A 19,732-nucleotide genomic window follows, 5' to 3' on the forward strand; every position below is an offset into this window, starting at 1 on the left:
GCGGCTGCTCGCCTCGCTTCTTCTGCCCGGGCAAGCGCGGCGTGACGCTCGCCCCTCGGTGCGCCCGCGACAGCGGCGCATCTGGACCTGCGACGGTGCGGAGTATTCCCGCCCCATAAAGGCTAACCCTTTGCGGGCGATCCGCCACGCGCGGCAAAGGAGCCGTGCTCGCGGCCGGTTAGCCGATGTCACGCACGCTTGGCAGCAAGTGCAGGGTCACCGGCCAGCGGGCGGGCGGGGTACCAAACGCTTTGCGGGCATTGCGGACGATCTTCTTGCCGGCCATACGGTTGCCGACACCGCCGATCAGCGCGCCGACGCCGACCGGCAGCAGTTTGCCGAACGTCAGCGCGCCGCGCCGCAATGTGTACCGCCGGACCAGGTATTTCAGCAGGCGCGAGTTCAACTGGGACACCGCAGGCAGCGGCAACGACGCCAAACCGTCGGAGAGCCAGCCGCCGCCGGTCCGACCCGGGCCGATCAAATCGGCGGCGGCACGCCTGGTGTCGTCGCCGACCAGCACAGCGAGCACCAGCGCGCGCCGACGTTCCCGGTGATCGGCCGGAACGCCGTGCACATCGGCGAGCGCCAGCACGAAAAGCGCGGTGGCCTCGAGAAACACCACCGTTTCGCCGGCGGCCGCGGAAAGCGCCGTCAGCGTGCCGATCCCGGGAAACAGCGCCGCCGAACCCACCGCCGCGCCGCTGCCGGTAACGGCGGCGAGGTACCGCTTCTCCAGTTTGGCGACGATCTCGGCGGGCGCGGCATCCGGGTCGGCGCGCCGCAGCCGCTCCACGTATGCCTGGGCTGCGGGACCCTGCAGTCGCGCACTGCGCTCGATGACCTGCGCCAATGCGCGGGTGGAAAGCTTCGGCCGCCCCGCCGTGCTGGCCGATGACGGATCCGGCGTCGGCCCGGTGCTTCGGGCGCTCATGGTGCCTCCGATTCCCATTGCCCGCTTAGTGCCGGGCGGTGAATGGTGTTTTCCAGGCTAGCGCCGGTGCCACAAAAGGCCGGAAAACCCCAGCACCCGTCGATTTTCCCGGATGGAGCGCTGCGGGGGAGTTGTGTTGGCCAGCATCGGCCTCGTAGCCTCGCAGCGATTACTCCGCTCGGAATAATCCGTGCGGGGCCGTGACCTGACGGAGCATGCATGACCTACAGGTTGACGTCACTGGGTGTCGCGGTGCTGGCGCTGCTGCGGGATCGTCCCATGCACGGCTACGAGATGTTCCAGGTGCTTGCCGACCGTCAGGCGCAGCGCATCGTCAAGGTCCGGCCGGGATCGCTGTATCACGTCGTGGACCGGTTGGCGGAGGAGAAACTGATCCGGCGCGCGGCGACCGGCCGCCAGGGAAACCGGCCGGAGCGGGCGATCTATGAAATCACCGACGCCGGTGTCGAAGCGCTCATCGATCGGGTGCGTGACGTGGTGGCCACCCCCATCGACGAGTTCCCGCAGTTCGTCACCGCGCTGGCCGAGCTCCATCATCTCGACGTCGAGACCGCGGTGGACGCCGTGACCAGCCGGGTGGCGGCGTTGGAGGCTGACGTCGCGGAGATGATGGCGCTGCGCGACGCCAGCACCGCTGAGGCGCCGACCCTGGTCGCTTTGGAGTACTTGCTGGCTACCACCCAAGCTCAGGTCACCTGGTTGCGAGGATTCGCGCAGTCGCTGCGCACCGGGGATCGGTCGGCGCACCCGTCCCGACTCGACGCCGGCGAGGCCCAGATATGACCGCGGCGGCCAGGGCCCGGGCTGCGGGGAGCACCCGGCGGGCGACCGCGGCGGGGCCCCGCAACCGCCCGCGTGGGACGAACCCGTGGAACGCGCTGTGGGCGACGATGGTCGGCTTTTTCATGATCCTGGTGGACGCCACCATCGTCGCGGTCGCCAACCCCAGCATCATGGCCAAGCTGGATACCGGCTACGACACCGTGATCTGGGTAACCAGCGCCTACCTGCTCGCCTACGCCGTGCCGTTGTTGGTGGCCGGCCGCCTCGGTGACCGATTCGGCCCGAAGAATCTCTATCTGGCCGGTCTGGCGGTGTTTACCGTGGCCTCCCTGTGGTGTGGCCTGGCGGGCAGTGTCGGCATGCTGATCGCCGCCCGGGTGGTTCAAGGAATCGGGGCCGCCGTGCTGACACCGCAAACCCTGTCGATGATCACCCGGATTTTCCCGCCCGAACGGCGCGGCGCGGCGATGAGCGTATGGGGCGCCACCGCGGGTGTCGCCACCCTGGTGGGGCCGCTGGCCGGCGGCGTGCTGGTCGACGAGTTGGGCTGGGAGTGGGTGTTTTTCGTGAACGTGCCGATCGGCATCCTCGGATTGGCGCTGGCGGCCTGGCTGGTCCCGGTGCTGTCGACGCACGAGCACCGGTTTGACCTGGCGGGCGTGGGATTGTCGGGCGCGGGCATGTTCCTCATCGTCTTCGGCCTCCAGCAGGGCCAGTCCAAGGGCTGGGCACCGTGGATCTGGGCGGTGATCGTCGCGGGCATCGGCTTCCTGGCGATGTTTCTCTACTGGCAGGCGATCAATACCCGCGAGCCGCTGATCCCGCTGGAGATTTTCCGGGTCCGCGACTTTGCCGTGGCCACACTCGGGGTCGCGGTGATCGGGTTCGCGGCGACCGCCATGATCTTGCCGCTGATGTTTTATACACAGGCGGTGTGCGGGCTGTCGCCGACCCGTTCGGCGCTGCTGACCGCACCGATGGCGATCGTCAGCGGCCTGCTGGCCCCCGTGGTGGGCAAGATCGTTGACAACTACCACCCGCGCTCCGTGGTGGGTTTCGGCTTCTCGGTGTTGGCGATCGCGTTGACGTGGCTCTCGATCGAGCTGACGCCGTCGGCCCCGATCTGGCGGCTGCTCGTACCGCTGGCCGCAATGGGGGTCGGGATGGCGTTTATCTGGTCACCGCTGGCCGCCACGGCCACCCGAAACCTGCCGCCGGGCCTCGCCGGCGCCGGGTCAGGCGTGTACAACGCGACGCGGCAGGTCGGCGCCGTGTTGGGCAGTGCCGGCATGGCGGCCTTTATGACCTCGCGGATCACCGCCGAAATGCCGGCGCTGCCTGACGGCGCGTCCGCGCACAGACCCGAAGGTCCGGCGTTGCAACTGCCGGCGTTTCTGCGCGAACCGTTTGCGGCGGCGATGTCGCAGTCGATGCTGCTGCCGGCGTTTATCTCGCTGTTCGGCGTGGCAGCGGCGCTGTTTATGGTCGGCTTTGGCGCCTCGGCGGCCATCGGTGCGCCCGGCCGCGCGGGTGAGCGGACCGAAGGCATCACAATGACACCGGACGATGACGTGGTCGGCGATGACTACGACGACTACGTGGAGTACACCATCGCCCGCGGACCGGAGCCGACCGGTGAGCCCCTCACCGGCCCGCCGGGCGCCGGCCACGCCGACACAGATGACACCGAGCCGCTCGACACCCGCGCCGCGCATCGCCGGACGGCATCAGCCGAGGCGTGGGACGGCCACCCGGTCGGCACCAGGACGGCGTTGACTGACCAGCTAATTGGATTCGCCCACAACGGATTTCATGTGGATCACGAGCAACGGTTCCGCCCGCTGGCCGATTTTGTGCCGCCGTCAGCGAATCGCCACGCCGATTCGCACGCGCACGCTGGTGACGATCCCATCGCCGAAGGCTCGTGGAACGACCACTTCGGGTATCGCAGCTCCGCCCGCCATCGGCTTCGCGAGGACGAGCCGCCGCGCAACAGGCATTACCGCGCGGATGTCGACGACACCCCAACCTACGGGCGGCATTCGTTGCCGTAACGCGATTAGCCGCGCAGCGGCGCACCGTGACGCTCAGCGTGCTCGCCGCCGCACGGCCGCGGTGCCCGCATATCACCGGATGTCAACGTGAGGAACGCACCCAGCTCCATCAGGCTGTCGGGCGTGCCGGGCAGGTAGTGGGTCAACATGAGCGAGCGCACGATCACCGCCGCGTACTGCGCACGGCTGACTGCCACGTTCAACCGATTCCGGTTGAGCAAAAACGACATTCCGCGCGACACCTCGTCGATCGACGAAGCCGTCATCGAGATGAAAACCACCGGTGCCTGGGCACCCTGGAACTTATCCACGGTGCCGACCCGGACCGCGTCGAGCCGTGCGGCCGCCAACCGCTCGCGTAACAGCACCACCTGCGCGTTATACGGTGCGAGCACCAGCACATCGGGGGTGCCCAACGGTCGGGTGCCATGCTCGTCGGTCCATGATGATCCGAGCAGCCGGCGTATCTCGGCGACAATCGCGTCGGCTTCTTCCGGGCTGTCGGTGGAGTTGCCGTCATGCTCGACGCACAGTACGTGCACCCCGGGCGGATACCCGTCGAGGTGACGCGCGGCGGTGCTTTCGGTGTGCGAATACAGCCGCCCTTCGTAGCACAGCCTCGACACCGGCCCGCACACCGCCGGATGCATTCGGTATGAGCGGTCCAGGAAGTAGCCGAGTTCGGCCGGTAACGTGCGTTGCCCGCCGGCCAGCCAGTTCAGGGCCGAGGTGTCGACTGGTTCGGGATGGGTGCCCTGACTGACCTGCGGGAGCTGTTGGGGATCTCCGAGCAACAGCAGGTTCGCGGCGGCCGGTGCTACGGCAATAGTGTTCGCCAAACAGAACTGGCCGGCCTCATCGATCACCAATAAATCGAGGCTGCCCGCCGGAACACGGGTTCGGTTGGCGAAATCCCATGCGGTGCCGCCGATCACGCATCCTGAGGTCTCGGAGATGAATGCCGCGTAGTCGCTTTCGTCAATGTGCCGCCAGCGCGGATTGGTGCGGTCGTGCGGTTTCTTGCCGACCCGCATGGGATCCATGCCGACGGTGATCGCGCAGTCGAACAAGTTCTCCACCACGGCATGCGATTGCGCGACAACGCCGATACGCCAGCCATGTTCGTTGACCAGCCGGGTAATCACCTTCGCGGCTGTGTAGGTCTTGCCGGTCCCGGGTGGTCCGTGCACGGCGACATATGACGAATCGAGGTCGAGCAGTGCGGCGGTGATGTCGGTCGCGGTATCGGCACCGCGTGGCAGAGGCGCGCCGCCGCGGGTGCGTGGCGGGCGGCGCAGCAGGATGTCGAAGAGCGCCGTGCGGGGCAGGTGCGGCAGCCCGCCAGCCACCTCGGCGGCCGTCGACTCGATTGATTCGCGAAGCCTCGCCGTCGGCAGTGGCGGTCCCGGGGTGAGCGCGAACGGCACCTGGCGAAAGGTTTTGCCGTGGCTGGCCCGTTCCAGGATCACCAGCTCGGTGGGCACCGTCGGATCGTCGCACTCGACGACCTGGGCGCGGCCCGCTGCTCGACGGTCGGGATCGTCGGTGAGGGCGGCCGGGGCGGGTGGCTCGTACAGCGCAAACACGTCGGCCTTGAGCTCGCCGCGCGCCAGTTCGCCGGTCAGCCGCACTCGCCGCTGCGGTTTGCGCGCGCGGGGCGGCTGGTGCCAATCCGAGAGGACGGAGGCCTGGTCGACGATGAACACGTCGGTGTTGTCGGCCCACTCGTCGACGGGGTAGTTGAGCCGATCGAAATGCGCCCACCAGAACGGTTTGTCCTCGCGCCGGTGATAGCCGCGGGCGGCGGCGAGCAAGGCCACGGCAGTCTGCTCGGGGGTGCGATCGCTGACGGCGGCATCGCCGGCGAAGTTCGCCAGAGCAACCGCCAGTTGATCATGCTGTTCGATACTGTCGCCGCCGGAAACAGGCTGGGCGCCAAGGGGTGTGACGCCGGATTCGAAGGCACGGATCAATAACCAGTCGCGCAGCGCGCGAGTCGAGCGGCAGTCATAGTGGTTGTAGTCCTCGATTTCCCGCAGAATCGCGGCAGCCTCGTCGGCGCGGCCGCTGTCGCGCAGCTCGCAGAATCGCGCGTACTGGGCGATCGAATCCGCTGCGGTGGTGACTTCGCCGCAGCGCAACCCCGTGCCCATGTAGAGCGGTTCTAAGGCTTTGAGGCTGAACGACTCGGCGCCCACGCGAATGCTCTTGCGGACCAACGGATATAAATCGACCAGTACTCCGTTGCGCAGTAGGTCGTCGACTTCGTCCTCGCCGACGCCGTGGCGTCCGGCCAACCGTAGCAGCGCGGTCTTCTCGTAGGGTGCGTAGTGATAGATGTGCATGTTCGGGTAGCGCTTGCGGCGCCTGGCAACCATCGCCAGAAAGTCGGAGAGCGCCTTGCGCTCGTCGGCCCGGCTATGAGCCCACAGCGGCCGGAAGCCGCCCCGGGCGTCCAGGACGCCGAACAGATACTCCAGGCCCCAGTCGCGGCCGTCGACGGTCCAGAGCGGATCGCCCTCGAAATCGAAGAACAGATCGCCATCGTCGGGGTCTGGCAGCACGGCCAGTGGCTGCGGATCGGCAATCTCGAATTGTGGTGTGCCGCTTCGGCGTTCGGCTATCTGCAGTTTGGCCTGCGCGGTGAGATTTTGCAGCGTGCGCACCGCCAGGTGCGGTACCGGGCCGGCATGCTGGGCCAGTTGCGCGACTGTGGTGATGCCGGCGTCGACCAGCTTGGCCCGCTGGCTGATCCGCATGCCGGCAACCAGCAGCAGGTCGTCGCACGCGCGCAGTTGCGCCTGGCATTCCGGGCAGCCGAAACACGCCCTGACATCCTCGTCGTCCCAGCGCACCGGGACGCCCGCGGCGTAATGGTCGTCGAGCAGCCGCTGCAATGCGGCGCGCTGAGCCAGGTAGACCGGGATCAGCTCGTCGACGCGGTAGCGCGCGACAGCGCCGTCACCGAGTATCAGTTCGGCCTCCGGCGCCACCGCCACACCCGAAGACGCCAGGCCGTCGGCGTAGGCGGCCAGCTGCAGCAACGCGGTCACGTGCGGCGAGCGGGCGAGCTTGGTGTCGGCGACCCGGTAGCGGTCACCGTCGCGGATGAGGAAGTCGGCGAACCCGGCGAAGCGCCCGTCGAACACTGTCGCCTGATACACCACCGGCGCGCCGTCGGCGACGGCGCGCCGGTGGCCTCGGCCGCCGCGGTCAGCCCTGCGACCGTGGCTGACGGGCGGCCGATCACGGTGACGGCACCGAATTGGTCGCGGAGTTCGTCGAGCCGACGCTGCTCGTGCTCGTCACCGAGAGCAGCGGCGCGCGCCAGCAGGTCGTCGTCTTCGACGCCGACGGCCGGACCGCGACCCAGCTTGGCGTCGAACACCCGCAGCAGCGCGTATTCGCATCGGCAGGCCGCGACGAGATCCGATGCGCTGTAGATGACGGTGTCGTCGGCGACGAACACACCGGCAACTGTAGGTCGGCCGACCGACAGGATCTGGCCGTCACCCGCGGGTGTTGCCGATGAGTTCTACCCCGTTGCCGTTCCAGCGGAATTTCACCACGCTGACCAAGCCCTGCAGGCCGCTGGAATAGGTCAGCGCGACGGTGTCGCCGGTGCACTGTGAGGTGTCGATGCCGTTGAAGCCGTAGGTGTCCGGGAGACCCTGCGGTATGTACTTGCCGAGGTGAAACATCACTGCCCGGGTGTTGGGGTTGGCCGCGTTCGTGTTCGCCTTGACGATCACCGCCGACAGCTGTGCGCACTCGTTGTAATTGCCCGCCAGCGGTTCGGGGTTCCAGGGTTGTCGGCTGCGCGGATCCCGGGGTAGCTCGGAGACGGCCCGGGCGATCGCCGGGGCGGCGAGATTGACCGCGCAGGGATCGACCGGGGCCGGGCCGCTGGACGGTGCCGGGGCCGGCGGCGGCGGTTTGGACGTCGCGGCGGGCCGGGTGCTCGGCGGCTGCGGTGTCTTGGCGACCGTGGAGTCACCCGACCCGCAGCCGGCCAGCGTCGCGCCCGCCAGTGCGCCGACGACCAGGCCCGACAGCGTCTGAACACGGCAGGGTAGCAACCACACACCGCGCACCGTACCGTCGTCGGCTGCGCGGGCCCGGCAGGCGCGGCCGCGTAATCGGCAACCGTCGCGTCGTCGCGGCTGGCCACTAGACTCCATCTGCAATGACCTCCCCGGACGCGGCGGCCGAGACCATCCCTGCCACCTTCGACGACCTGCAGATCCCTCCATCGGTTCGGCGGGCGATAGCCGACGTGGGCTACGAATCCCCGTCGGCCATCCAGGCGGCGACGATTCCGGCGCTGATGGCCGGCTCCGACGTGGTCGGGCTGGCCCAGACCGGCACGGGTAAGACGGCGGCCTTCGCGATCCCGATCCTGTCCCGGATCGACACCACCAGCACCGCGACCCAAGCGCTGGTGCTGGCGCCGACCCGCGAACTGGCGCTGCAGGTGTCCGAGGCGTTTAGCCGCTACGGCGCGCACCTGCCGCGGCTGACGGTGCTGCCGATCTACGGCGGCGCGTCCTACGGCGTGCAGCTGGCCGGGCTCAAGCGCGGCGCCCAGGTGGTCGTCGGCACTCCCGGCCGGGTCATCGACCACCTCGAACGGGGGACCCTCGACCTGTCCCGGATGGATTATCTGGTGCTCGACGAAGCCGACGAGATGCTCGCAATGGGTTTCGCCGAGGACGTTGAACGCATTCTGTCCGACACCCCGGAGTACAAGCAGGTGGCCCTGTTTTCCGCGACGATGCCGCCGGCTATCCGCGCACTTACCGCGAGATATCTGCATGAGCCGCTCGAAGTCACCGTCGAAGCCAAAACCACGACAGCGGAGAACATTTCACAGCGCTACGTCCAAGTGGCCGGTCCCCGCAAGATGGACGCGCTAACCCGGGTGCTTGAAGTCGAGCCGTTCGAGGCGATGATCGTCTTCGTCCGCACCAAACAGGCCACCGAGGAGGTCGCCGAAAAGCTGCGTGCCCGAGGGTTTTCCGCCGCCGCGATCAACGGCGACATTCCGCAGGCGCAGCGGGAGCGCACCATCACGGCGCTCAAAGACGGCGGCGTCGACATTCTGGTCGCCACCGACGTGGCGGCCCGCGGGCTGGACGTAGAGCGAGTGTCGCATGTGCTGAACTACGACATCCCGCATGACACCGAGTCCTACGTGCACCGGATCGGCCGCACCGGCAGGGCGGGACGTTCGGGAACCGCGCTGCTGTTCGTCTCACCGCGAGAGCGCCACCTGCTCAAGGCTATCGAAAAGGCAACGCGTCAAAAGCTTGTCGAAGCCGAACTGCCCACCGTCGACGACGTCAACGCCCAGCGGGTGGCCAAGTTCGCCGATTCCATCACCGACGCCCTGGGCTCGCCGGGCGTGGAGCTGTTCCGCAGCCTGGTCGAAGACTACGAACGCGAACACAACGTTCCCATGGCCGACATCGCGGCGGCGCTGGCGCTGCAGTCGCGCAACGGCGAAGAATTCTTCATGGCGCCGGAGCCGCCCGAGCCGCCGCGTCCCCGCCGCACCGGGGTCCGCACCGAGGGCCGCACCGCCAAGCCGGTGCGCAAACCCGGAGCGGGCATGGCGACCTACCGCATCGGCGTCGGCAAACGGCATCGGGTCGGTCCGGGCGCGATCGTCGGCGCAATCGCCAACGAAGGGGGTTTGCACCGCAGCGATTTCGGCCACATCACGATCGGCAGTGACTTCTCCCTGGTCGAGTTGCCCGCCCGGCTGCCCCGCGCAACGTTGAAGGCGCTCGAACACACCCGCATCTCCGGTATCCCGATCAACCTGCGGCCCGACCGGGCAACCCGCAACGGCCCCCGCCGCGGCCGCGCTCAACCACGCCGAAAACCAGCCAGATGACCCTGCCGAGGATCAGCGCCCCCCAGGGCGGACTCGAGCAAGTCTCCGGGCCCGACCGTATCGCGTCGCTGACCGGAATCCGTGCTGTTGCCGCCCTGCTCGTAGTTGGGACGCATTCGGCCTACACCACCGGGAAATACACCCACGGCTACTACGGGCTGATCTGCTCGCGGATGGAAATGGGCGTGCCGATCTTTTTCGTGCTGTCCGGATTCCTGCTGTTCGGCCCCTGGGTGAAGTCGCTCGCCACCGATGGCCCGCCGCCCTCGGTCAGCCGCTACGCGTGGCACCGGGTGCGGCGCATCATGCCCGCCTACACCGTCACAGTGCTGCTGACCTACCTCATCTACCAGTTCCGCACCGCCGGGCCGAACCCTGGCCACACCTGGATAGGGCTCGTCCGCAACCTCACCCTGACACAGACCTACACCGACAACTACCTGGGGTCCTATCTGCACCAGGGACTTACCCAGATGTGGAGCCTGGCCGTGGAGGTCGCCTTCTACCTGGTGCTGCCCCTGCTGGCCGTTGTGCTGGTGGCGCTGGTGTGCAAACGACGCTGGCAGCCGGTGCGGCTGCTGGTCGCATTGGGGGCGCTGGCGCTGATCACCCCGGCCTGGCTGGTGCTGGTGCACACCACCCAGTGGTTGCCCGACGGTGCCCGGCTGTGGCTGCCGACGTATCTGGCCTGGTTCATCGCCGGCATGATGCTGGCCGTGCTGCAGGCGATGGGTGTTCGCTGCTACGCGTTTGCCGCCATACCGCTGGCGACGGTTTGCTACTTCATCGCCTCGACGCCGATCGCCGGCGCCCCGACGACCACGCCCAGCGGGTTGTCGGAGGCACTGGTCAAAGCAGTGTTTTATGCGGTGATCGCCGCGCTGACGGTGGCGCCCCTGGCGCTGGGCAACCAGGGCTGGTACGCCCGGCTGCTGGCCTTGCGGCCGATAGTCTGGCTGGGCGAGATCTCCTACGAGATTTTCCTGATCCACCTGGTGACGATGGAGATCGCAATGGTCGAGATCGTCCGGTACCCGATCTACACCGGCTCGATGCTGAACCTCTTCGTGGCGACGCTGGGCCTGACCATCCCGCTGGCCTGGCTGCTGCACCGCTTCACCCGGGTGCAGGGCTGAACCCGCGCGCAAGATAGGTTACCCTGCCCTAAGTTGTCGGGCGACACGGAGGGGTGGCAGGACGTCATGGTCGAACAGAGGCCCTCGCGCGGCTGGCAGGGTGCGGTACTGAAGTTGTGGCGGCCCGGCGAATACCGGCTCACCGTGACCGGTCGCCGTGACATCAGCCCCCACTACATCCGGTTGAGCTTCGCCGCCGGCGGGATGCTGGCAGCCAACTCGCTGCACCCGACGATGTGGGTGCGGCTGTGGTTTCCCGGCGGCAGCAAGCTGCATCAACGGGGCTACACGCTGGTCAACCCCGACCCGGTCGCCGACACCGTAGACATCGAATTCGCACTGCACGAGGGCATCGCGTCGCAGTGGGCGCGGCAGGCGCAGCCCGGGGACACCATCGAAGCGACGGTGCTGGGCAGCAAGTTCGCGCTCCCGGAACCGCGCCCGGCGGGCTACGTCATCGTCGGCGACACTGCCTCGCTGCCCGCGATCAATTCGCTGCTCGACGCGATCGGCGATGCCCCGGCACGGGTATTTCTGGAGGCCGGGTACGACGACGACAAAGAGCTGCCGGTAGCACGCGGCAACGGGGTTACCTGGGTGGACCGCGAGGACGATGGAAAAGCGTTGGTGCAGAAGGTCAAATCGGCGGCATTTGATGCAAGTGACCACTTCGGCTGGGTGGCTTGCGACAACCACACCACTCGGTCGGTCACCAAGGTGCTGTGCCAGGACTACCGCATACCGCGGAAATCCATTGCGGCGCGGGCTTATTGGATGGTGGGGCGGCCTTCGTCCTGACTGGACTCCTGTCCGGTGGCCACCACGATCGGGACGACGAACTCTGCGACCATCGCGCGTTCGTCGGCTTCGTCGTGGCCGGGAAACAGCAGCAGCGACGTGATCACACGCACCAGCCACCGGGCCCGCCGTTCGACGGCGTCCGGATCGCCGGGATAAAGCGAGTTGAGGAATGCGGCGGCTAACGCCCTGATCACCTCGGAATGCTCGGCCATCTCGACGCCAATCGGTGGCTGCGTGGTCGCGAACCACGATGCCAGCGCTGGGTTACTGCGAACCAGGCTCAATGTGGTCATGACACCGGCGATCAGCCTTTCCCGCGGGTCGTCGATCCCGCTGATACGCGTGTTGATCGCGCCGGAGAGCCGGTGAGTCTCGCGGTGCACGTATGCGGTGCGCAATGCTTCCCTGCTCTCGAAGTAGCGGTACAGCGTCGCACGGGAACAGCCTGCGGCAGCGGCGATCTCGTTCATCCCGACCGCACCCGGGTCGTGCTCGGTGAAGAGCCGTTCGGCGGCGTCGAGGATGCGGTCGGCGGCGATTTCGGTGCGCCGCGACGCCAGCCAGTCGTTACCTGCCATCAGGATGTCACGGTGAACGGAACAGCCAGCGGGCGTCGCACATAACTGCCACCGGCCCATATGATCCCGGACAAATCGACTTCGAAATCCGGGCAGCGGGCCAGCAGCTCGGTTAACGCCACCCGCGACTGCATGCGGGCCGCCGCCGCCCCCAGACAATGGTGGGCACCGTGGCTGAATGTCAGAATGTTGCGGGGGCGCCGGGTCACGTGGAGCTCGCCGGCGTCAGGGCCGTATTGGCGCTCATCCCGGTTGGCAGATCCATACAGCAGCAGCACTTTGCGCCCGGCCGGTACCGTGGTATCGCCGATTTTGACGTCGCGGGTGGTGGTGCGGGCCAGCCCCTGCACGGGCGAGGTCAGCCGCAGCAGCTCCTCGACGGCGTCAGGAATCAAGCCCGGATTGGCGGCCAGCAGCTTCCGCTGATCGGGCCGCTCGTGCAGTAAAGGCATTGAGCCTCCGAGCATTCCCGTCGTGGTGTCGTTGCCGCCGGTGACCATCGTGAAAGTAAACGCCAGCACCGAGAGCGTGCCGGCGATGTCGCCGTCGGCGCCGACACCGGCTGCCACCAGATGGGAGATGGTGTCGTCTTGCGGCTGCGCGCGGCGCCGCTCGATCAGTTCGCTGAAGTAGGCCATCATCGAACCGACGGCGTCACCGGCGGTGGCGATGCCGCCTTCGGCGGTGTTGGCGGCGACAATGGCCTGCGTCCAGCCGTCGAACTGTGTGCGGTCTTCTTCCGGGACGCCCAGGTAATGCGCGACGACCATCGAGGGCAACGGCTTGAACAGCTCGGCGACGATGTCACCGCCACCGCGGGCGCGCAACCGCTCGATGCGCTCGACGACGAACTCGCGCACCTTGGGCTCGACGGCTTCGACCTGGCGCGGTGTGAATCCACGCGACACCAGCTTGCGAAACTCGGTGTGCACCGGCGGGTCCTGCATGACCATTGGCGGGTTATCTTGCAGCCCAATGAGTTCCAGCTCTCCGTAGTTGACGGTCAAACCGTGTGCCGAGGAGAACGTCTCGTGGTCTCGAGCGGCTGCCCAGACATCGGCATGCCGGGACAACACGTAGTAGTCGTGGTCGGGCCGACCCTCCGGAACGACGTGATGCACCGGGTCGTGATCGCGCAGGGCTTTGTACATCGGCCACGGGTCGGCCCACGTCTCGGCCGTGGCGAGCTGAAACCGCGGGGCGTGAGACAAAGTCACCGCCATGTCTTATTCATATGACACATAATCTGGTGTGTCAACTCGAGGAGCTTTAAATTCCCGCGCCCGGGTTCAGGATGCCCAGCGGGTCGAGCGCGTCTTTGATGCGGCGGTTCAACGCCATGGCGTCCGGCCCGATCTGGTCGGCTAACCACGGCAGCTTCAAGCGTCCGACCCCGTGTTCGCCGGTGATCGTGCCGCCGAGGCGCAACGCAAGGTCCATGATCTCCCCGTATGCCGCCTCGGCCCGGTCGGCCACCGCCGCATCGGCGGGGTCGTAGACGATCAGCGGATGGGTGTTGCCGTCGCCGGCGTGCGCGATCACCGAGATCATCAGCTGATGTTCGGCGGCGATGCGGGTCACGCCCGTCACCAGGTCGGCGAGGGCGGGCAGCGGCACGCCGACGTCTTCGAGCAGCAGCGGCCCCTTGGCCTCCACGGCAGGGATCGCGAAGCGGCGCGCGGCGACGAACGCCTCGCCCTCCTCCGGGTCATCGGTCGAAAACACTTCGGTCGCACCGTATTCAGCGAACACCCCGGCCATGAGCTCGGCGTCCTCGCTGCCGGCGCGGCCCCGTTCGTCGGAGCAGGCCAGCAGCATCGCGGCGGCGCCGCGGTCCAGTCCCATCCGCAGCTTGTCCTCCACCGCGTTGATGGCGACCGAGTCCATGAACTCCAGCATCGCGGGGCGGATTCGCGCGGTCACCGCGAGCACCGCCTCGGCGGCGGCCTGCACCGAGGAGAAGTTGGCGACCACCGTGCACGACGGCTGCTGCGGCGGCACCAGCCGCAGCGTCACCTCGGTGATGACGCCGAGCGTGCCCTCGCTGCCGACGAACAGCTTGGTCAGCGACAGCCCGGCCACGTCCTTGAGCCGGGGGCCGCCCAGCCGGACCGCGGTGCCGTCGGCCAGCACGACCTGCACACCGAGCACATAGTCGGTGGTGACGCCGTACTTGATGCAGCACAGTCCGCCGGCGTTGGTGGCGATATTGCCGCCGATGCTGCAGATCTCGTACGACGACGGGTCCGGTGGATACCACAGCCCGTATTCGGCGACGGCCTTTTTCACCTCGGCGTTGAGCAGGCCGGGCTGGCACACCGCGGTGCGGGTGACGGGGTCGACGGTGATGTCGCGCATCTTCTCGGTCGACAGCACGATCCCGTCGTCGACGGCGGTGGCCCCACCCGACAGGCCGGTGCCCGCGCCGCGCGGCACCACCGGTACCCGGTGCCTGCTGGCCCAGCGCATGATCGTCTGCACCTCTTCGGTGCGACGCGGCCGCACCACCGCCATCGGCTTTCCCGCCGAGGGGTCGAAGGCGCGGTCCTGACGATAACCTTCGGTGATCGCCGGGTCCGTGACCACCATGCCGTCCGGCAACTCGGCGATCAGGCTCGCCAACACGTCCGCGCCCACATAGCGATCCTAGGAGGTGTCGGCCAGCGCCGACTGCATACATAGATCCATGCATGGATACATGTAGTGTGCCTACCAAGACGATGTCGATTGACCTCGAGGCATATGAGCGCCTTCGCGCCGCGCGGCGCTCGCCGAAGGAGTCCTTCTCTCGGGTTATCAAGCGCGCGCATTGGCGCAACGAGGCTCGTACAGCAGCAGCGCTTCTCGACGCGCTCGCCGAGCTACCGACCGTAGGTGACGACGTCATCACGCGCCTGGATGAAGCGCAGCGCGCAGACACCCCCTGAGCAGCAATGGCGCTCCGGCTGAGCGTCGACACGACGTTTCTCATCGACCTGCACCGAGAGCGATCCGCGGGTCACGACGACGGCGCCGCACACCTTTTCCTGAGACGCTCGCCCGATGCCCAGTTGTATTTGCCGACGATCGCTTTGGGTGAGTTCGCGGAAGGCTTCGATACAGCTGACCACCCGGTCGTCGTGGCGATGCGTGAGGGACATGCCCTCGTTCCCGTCGACGATCGGACCGCCCTGAGCTATGCGAGAGTCGTGCGTGGGCTCGTTGCGTTCGGTGAAGTACTTCGGAAACAGCACGCTTTCCATCGGCAAGTACAGCCCGGTCATCGCCAGGTCGATCAGCGCCAACGTGCGCAGCACCTTGACGTCCCACACCAACCGCAGCCCGTCGACCATCCCCCACCACGGATGCGCTGCAACACCAGCCAGGGAAACGCCACCAGGGAGATACCGTTGGCCACCGCGGCGACCAGGGCCGCGGACAAGATCAGGCAAACCGGTCGGCGTGACGGGGTGGGCATGGGACTCGCGAAATCTCGCAGCGGCCTCGAGCTGTCGGCGAGCGATTTTCCCCGCAGGTGCGCGGGCGTGCACAGTAGACCGGTGAGCCTCGCCCATCCCCGCACCGGCGCGCTGTTCGACTCCCCGGTGCCACCAGGCACCGGCTGGCCGGGAGATCCCGCGACCTCCACGACCGCGGTGGCGTCGACCCCGGCGCAAGTGATCGCGCTCGCTGCCGCCGCTCCAACCCTGGCGGGGCTCGACGCGGTGGTGTCGGTGTGTCGGGCATGCCCGCGCTTGGTGGAATGGCGTGAGCACGTCGCGGTGACCAAACGACGGGCGTATGCCGGCGAGCCGTATTGGGGTCGGCCGGTCCCCGGCTGGGGCGCCGAACGCCCGCGGGTGCTGGTCGTCGGGCTGGCGCCGGCGGCGCACGGCGGTAACCGCACGGGGCGGGTCTTCACCGGCGACCGCTCTGGTGACGTGTTGTTCGCCGCCCTGCACCGCGCCGGGCTGGCCAACTCGCCGATCAGCGTCGACGCCGCGGACGGCCTGGCGCTCAATGCCACTCGGGTGGTGGCGGCGGTGCGCTGCGCGCCACCGGGCAACGCACCGACGCCGACGGAGCGGGCGACCTGCGCGCCGTGGCTGGACGCCGAATGGCGACTGGCCGGGATCGACGTGCGGGCCATTGTGGCGCTGGGCAATTTCGGCTGGCGCGCGGCGCTGCAGATGGTGCGGGCCAGCGGCGGCCAAATCACCAGGCCGACGCCGCAATTCGGCCACGGGGCGCAGGCCAGACTGCGCACCGCCGAGCGCGAGGTCGTGCTGCTGGGCTGCTATCACCCCAGCCAGCAGAACACCTTCACCGGCAAGCTGACACCGGAGATGCTCGACGACGTCCTCGGTCGCGCCGCGACCATCGCGGGACTATCGCGGTGAGCGGCGGCGTTGACAGCGTCGTGCGACTGTCTGTCCTTGATCTGGTCCCGGTGCGTACCGACCAGTCGACGTCGGATGCACTGGCCGCCACGGTGCGGTTGGCGCAGACCGCCGACCGGCTCGGCTACACCCGTTATTGGGTCGCCGAACACCACAACATGCCTTCGATCGCGGCGACCAGCCCGCCGGTGCTGATCGCCTACCTGGCCGCGCAGACAGCGCAGCTGCGCCTGGGATCCGGTGGGGTGATGCTGCCCAACCACGCCCCGCTCGCGGTGGCTGAGCAGTTCGCGCTGCTGGAAGCCGCCGCCCCGGGCCGCATCGATCTGGGTATCGGTCGCGCGCCCGGATCGGATCCGGTGACGTCGCTGGCGTTGCGCGGACCGGCCGGGCGCGACGATCGCGATATCGAGAACTTCCCCGACTACCTCGACGACGTGGCCGCGCTGATGAGCCCACGCGGCGTGCGGGTCCCGATCCGCAACCACGACTATGTCCTTAGGGCCACCCCGGCGGCGGTGACCGAACCGCGGCTGTGGCTGCTGGGGTCGTCGCTGTATTCCGCGCATCTGGCCGCCGCCAAAGGGTTGCCGTACGTGTTCGCCCACCACTTCTCCGGCAAGGGAACCGAAGAGGCGCTCGCCGTTTACCGGTCGAAGTTCGTGTCCAGTCGCGTTGCGGCGCAACCGATCACGTTTCTGACGGTTAACGCCGTGGTGGCCGAAACCCGCGACGAGGCAACAGCTTTGATGCTGCCCAACCTGCATATGCTGGCCCGCATGCGCACCGGACAGCCGCTTGGGCCGCTGCAGCTGGTCGAAGACGCCGAAACCGACGAGCTCACACCCGAGCAGCGGCGCATCGTCGCCAGCGGGCTCAAGCGTGCCGTGGTGGGCACACCGGTCGAGGCCGCCGACCAGTTGCGGGCGCTCGCCGAGCGGTTCGGCGTCGACGAAGTGATGGTCAACCCGGTCGCCTCGGCTCGCCGCGGCACCGCCGCGGCGACCGCGCCGGGGCGGGAAAAGACGCTGGAACTGCTGGCGAAAGAGCTCTTTTAGCGCGGCGTCAACACGAACACCGGGATGGGCCGCGACGTCTTGCGCTGATAGGCCGTGTAGCGGTTGGCGTTGTTCTTGTTGACGATCTGCCACAACCGCAAATAGTCGGCGTCGTCGGGGCTGACCTGCTTTGCGGTCACCGGAAAACGCCTTGGGCCGACGTTGATTTCGCAATCCGGGTGCTTGCGCAGGTTGTGGTACCAGCCCGGGTACCGTGCGGCTCCGCCGTTGGAGGCCACGATGAGGTACGAGTCACCGTCGCGCGCATACGTCAACGAGGTGGTGCGCGGCTGCCCGGTCTTGGCACCGGTGGTGTGCAGCAGCAGGTTCGGTGGGGCGCCCGGTATCCGATGCCCGATCCGGCCGTTGGTCTTGCGGTAGATCAGGTCATGGATACGCAGCAGTTGCGCGCCTGCCCGCTCGATCGGCGAGAGATGGGTCATGCGCCCAGTCTTACTGGCCGCCGTCGAGCCGCGCCAGCGCTTCCCGCAGGATGTGTCCGGTGGCTTCCCGGTCGGGGTCGCGGCGCAGCACCATTCCTTTGGCGAACGACAACTTGTCGCCGTTCCGCCGCGGCACCACGTGCAGATGGATGTGCGACACGGTCTGGAAGGCCGCTGGCCCGTCGTTGATCGCGATGTGGGTGGCATCGGCCAGTTCGGTCGCCCGGGCCGCCCGTGCTACCCGCTGACCGATGGTGACCAGGCTGGCCAGCGTTTCCGGCGGTGTGTCGGTCAGATCGGTGGTGTGCCGCCTCGGCAGCACCAACGTATGGCCGCGGGTGAACGGACGAATGTCGAGGATGGCCAGATATTCGTCGTCGTCGTAGATCCTGATCGCCGGCGCCTCGCCGGCCGCGACCGCACAAAACACGCAGGACATGGGGCTACCGTACTGGCTCGGTCGTCAAGCCGGCATCGCGGCGGCCATCGCGGTGAGCGCCCGGTCCAGGATGGCGCGGGTGGTGCCGAAGTTCAGCCGCGCGAAACCGGCACTCACCGTGGCGCCGAACGGGATGCCCGGGCTCAGCGCGACCTTGGCCTTGGACAGCAGATAGTCGGCCGGCTCGGCGGGCAGGTTCAGCGCGCGGAAATCCACCCACGACATGTAGGTGGCTTCCGGGGTGTTGACCTTCACCCCCGGAATCAGTTCCGGCAGGCGCTGGGCGAGGTGGTCGCGGTTGGCTTTCAAGTACCCGAGCAGCTCGTCCAGCCACGGGGCGCCGCGCCGGTAGGCGGCGATGTTGGCGCGGATACCGACGGTGGATGCGCCCATTTTGTGCAGCATGTTGATCCGGTCCCACTCGGTGGCGTCGCGGCGGTTGGACAGGATCACCTGAGCGCACATCAGCCCGGGCAGGTTCCAGCCCTTGGACGCCGACACCAGCGTGATCACCGTCTCGGCGGCCGCGTCGGAAACCGAGGCGGCGGCGACATGGGGCCGGTCGTAGACCAGCGGGGCATGGATCTCGTCGGCGATCACCCGCGCGCCGTGTCTGGCCGCGATCTCGACGATGGCCCGCAGCTCCTCCGCGGTGAACGCCGTGCCGAGCGGATTGTTCGGATTACAGAGGATCAGCGATCCGGCTCCGCTGCCCAACGCCGCGTCCAGTGCGTCCAGGTCCATCACGTATCGGCCGGAAACATCCTGCAGCATAGGGATTTCCGCTCGCTGTCGACCGGTGACTCGCAGCACGTCGAAGAACGGCATGTACGCGGGAACGGGCAAGACGACCGGGCTTTCCGGGCGGGTGAGGAAATTGACGACCGTCTCCATGCCCTTGAGCACGTCGGGAACCACTTTGACCCAGTCGGCCTGCACGTTCCACCCGTAGCGCCGCCGGCACCAGTCGGCGGTCGCCTGCGCCAGCTCGTCGTCCACCGGCGGATAGCCGAACTCCTCGTTGGCGACGCAGGCGCGGGCCGCGTCAACCACCACGGGCGCGGTGGGAAAATCCATCTCGGCAATCCACAGCGGCAATACATCGGGTTCGAAGTAGTTCCATTTGATGGTTTTGCGTTGCCGCAGCTGGTCCTCGGTCAACGCATCGAATACCCAGTCGGTCATGTGCAGTAGTCTGCCGTGGCAA

15 protein-coding genes and 2 pseudogenes are annotated in these 19,732 nt (G+C 67.7%); 7 read left to right on the forward strand and 10 right to left on the reverse strand.

Going from position 1 to position 19,732, the window contains the following annotated elements; genetic code table 11:
* Nucleotides 1-178: 178 nt before the first annotated feature.
* Nucleotides 179-934, reverse strand: coding sequence for a membrane protein (locus tag MHEC_RS07215; RefSeq protein WP_048891721.1), 756 nt, complete (start codon nucleotides 932-934; stop codon nucleotides 179-181).
* A 219-nt stretch (nucleotides 935-1,153) separates the two neighbouring features.
* Here MHEC_RS07215 and MHEC_RS07220 point away from each other — a divergent pair, with 219 nt between their 5' ends.
* A complete protein-coding gene (locus MHEC_RS07220) occupies nucleotides 1,154-1,738 on the forward strand; it encodes a PadR family transcriptional regulator (protein WP_048891663.1) in 585 nt (194 codons plus the stop codon).
* Complete coding sequence (locus MHEC_RS07225) at nucleotides 1,735-3,792, forward strand: MFS transporter (protein WP_071700118.1); 2,058 nt, start codon at nucleotides 1,735-1,737, stop codon at nucleotides 3,790-3,792. The genes MHEC_RS07220 and MHEC_RS07225 overlap by 4 nt, the downstream gene beginning before the upstream one ends.
* 5 nt (nucleotides 3,793-3,797) lie before the next feature.
* On the opposite strand, the pseudogene MHEC_RS07230 reads toward MHEC_RS07225, so the two are convergent.
* A pseudogene (locus MHEC_RS07230) lies at nucleotides 3,798-7,261 on the reverse strand (TM0106 family RecB-like putative nuclease).
* A gap of 40 nt (nucleotides 7,262-7,301) precedes the next feature.
* On the reverse strand, nucleotides 7,302-7,886 hold the full coding sequence (locus MHEC_RS07235; protein ID WP_048891666.1) for an LppP/LprE family lipoprotein: 585 nt from the start codon (nucleotides 7,884-7,886) through the stop codon (nucleotides 7,302-7,304).
* A gap of 92 nt (nucleotides 7,887-7,978) precedes the next feature.
* Here MHEC_RS07235 and MHEC_RS07240 point away from each other — a divergent pair, with 92 nt between their 5' ends.
* The 3 genes from MHEC_RS07240 to MHEC_RS07250 all read left to right on the forward strand — a co-directional run bounded on the left by MHEC_RS07240 (nucleotide 7,979) and on the right by MHEC_RS07250 (nucleotide 11,625).
* Nucleotides 7,979-9,691 carry a DEAD/DEAH box helicase gene (locus MHEC_RS07240; protein WP_048891667.1) on the forward strand — a complete coding sequence of 571 codons (1,713 nt, stop codon included), beginning with the start codon at nucleotides 7,979-7,981 and terminating at the stop codon, nucleotides 9,689-9,691.
* Nucleotides 9,688-10,827: an acyltransferase family protein gene (locus MHEC_RS07245; protein WP_048891668.1), complete on the forward strand. Its 1,140-nt coding sequence runs from the start codon at nucleotides 9,688-9,690 to the stop codon at nucleotides 10,825-10,827. The genes MHEC_RS07240 and MHEC_RS07245 overlap by 4 nt, the downstream gene beginning before the upstream one ends.
* A gap of 66 nt (nucleotides 10,828-10,893) precedes the next feature.
* The gene (locus tag MHEC_RS07250; protein WP_048891669.1) at nucleotides 10,894-11,625 is read left to right on the forward strand and encodes a siderophore-interacting protein; all 732 of its coding nucleotides are present in this window, start codon (nucleotides 10,894-10,896) and stop codon (nucleotides 11,623-11,625) included.
* Here the strand turns inward: MHEC_RS07250 and MHEC_RS07255 are convergent.
* The 4 genes and pseudogenes from MHEC_RS07255 to MHEC_RS24985 form a co-directional block, all read right to left on the reverse strand.
* The gene (locus MHEC_RS07255) at nucleotides 11,595-12,206 is read right to left on the reverse strand and encodes a TetR/AcrR family transcriptional regulator (protein WP_048891670.1); all 612 of its coding nucleotides are present in this window, start codon (nucleotides 12,204-12,206) and stop codon (nucleotides 11,595-11,597) included. The genes MHEC_RS07250 and MHEC_RS07255 overlap by 31 nt on opposite strands.
* Nucleotides 12,206-13,429, reverse strand: a complete 1,224-nt coding sequence (locus tag MHEC_RS07260; protein WP_048891671.1) for a cytochrome P450 — start codon at nucleotides 13,427-13,429, stop codon at nucleotides 12,206-12,208. Before MHEC_RS07260 ends, MHEC_RS07255 begins: the two co-directional genes overlap by 1 nt.
* 46 nt (nucleotides 13,430-13,475) lie before the next feature.
* Nucleotides 13,476-14,843, reverse strand: coding sequence for an FAD-binding oxidoreductase (locus MHEC_RS07265; RefSeq protein ID WP_048891672.1), 1,368 nt, complete (start codon nucleotides 14,841-14,843; stop codon nucleotides 13,476-13,478).
* A 557-nt stretch (nucleotides 14,844-15,400) separates the two neighbouring features.
* A pseudogene (locus MHEC_RS24985) lies at nucleotides 15,401-15,547 on the reverse strand (MFS transporter); the annotation flags it as partial.
* A 198-nt stretch (nucleotides 15,548-15,745) separates the two neighbouring features.
* Between MHEC_RS24985 and MHEC_RS07280 the strand changes: the two are divergent.
* Together MHEC_RS07280 and MHEC_RS07285 are read left to right on the forward strand one after the other, a co-directional pair.
* Entirely contained in the window at nucleotides 15,746-16,585 is an 840-nt protein-coding gene (locus tag MHEC_RS07280; RefSeq protein WP_172442165.1) for a uracil-DNA glycosylase, read from the forward strand.
* 20 nt (nucleotides 16,586-16,605) lie between these two features.
* Nucleotides 16,606-17,643 (forward strand): LLM class flavin-dependent oxidoreductase, encoded by a 1,038-nt coding sequence (locus tag MHEC_RS07285; RefSeq protein ID WP_048891723.1) that lies wholly within the window; start codon nucleotides 16,606-16,608, stop codon nucleotides 17,641-17,643.
* Here the strand turns inward: MHEC_RS07285 and MHEC_RS07290 are convergent.
* From MHEC_RS07290 to MHEC_RS07300, 3 genes are read right to left on the reverse strand one after another with little or no spacing between them, the layout of a single operon-like run.
* Nucleotides 17,640-18,086: a nitroreductase family deazaflavin-dependent oxidoreductase gene (locus tag MHEC_RS07290; RefSeq protein ID WP_048891674.1), complete on the reverse strand. Its 447-nt coding sequence runs from the start codon at nucleotides 18,084-18,086 to the stop codon at nucleotides 17,640-17,642. The genes MHEC_RS07285 and MHEC_RS07290 overlap by 4 nt on opposite strands.
* A 10-nt stretch (nucleotides 18,087-18,096) precedes the next feature.
* The gene (locus tag MHEC_RS07295; protein WP_048891675.1) at nucleotides 18,097-18,525 is read right to left on the reverse strand and encodes an HIT family protein; all 429 of its coding nucleotides are present in this window, start codon (nucleotides 18,523-18,525) and stop codon (nucleotides 18,097-18,099) included.
* 24 nt (nucleotides 18,526-18,549) lie between these two features.
* The gene (locus MHEC_RS07300) at nucleotides 18,550-19,710 is read right to left on the reverse strand and encodes a MalY/PatB family protein (protein ID WP_048891676.1); all 1,161 of its coding nucleotides are present in this window, start codon (nucleotides 19,708-19,710) and stop codon (nucleotides 18,550-18,552) included.
* Nucleotides 19,711-19,732: the final 22 nt, after the last annotated feature.

The organism is Mycobacterium heckeshornense (genome assembly GCF_016592155.1).
Lineage (GTDB): Bacteria > Actinomycetota > Actinomycetes > Mycobacteriales > Mycobacteriaceae > Mycobacterium > Mycobacterium heckeshornense.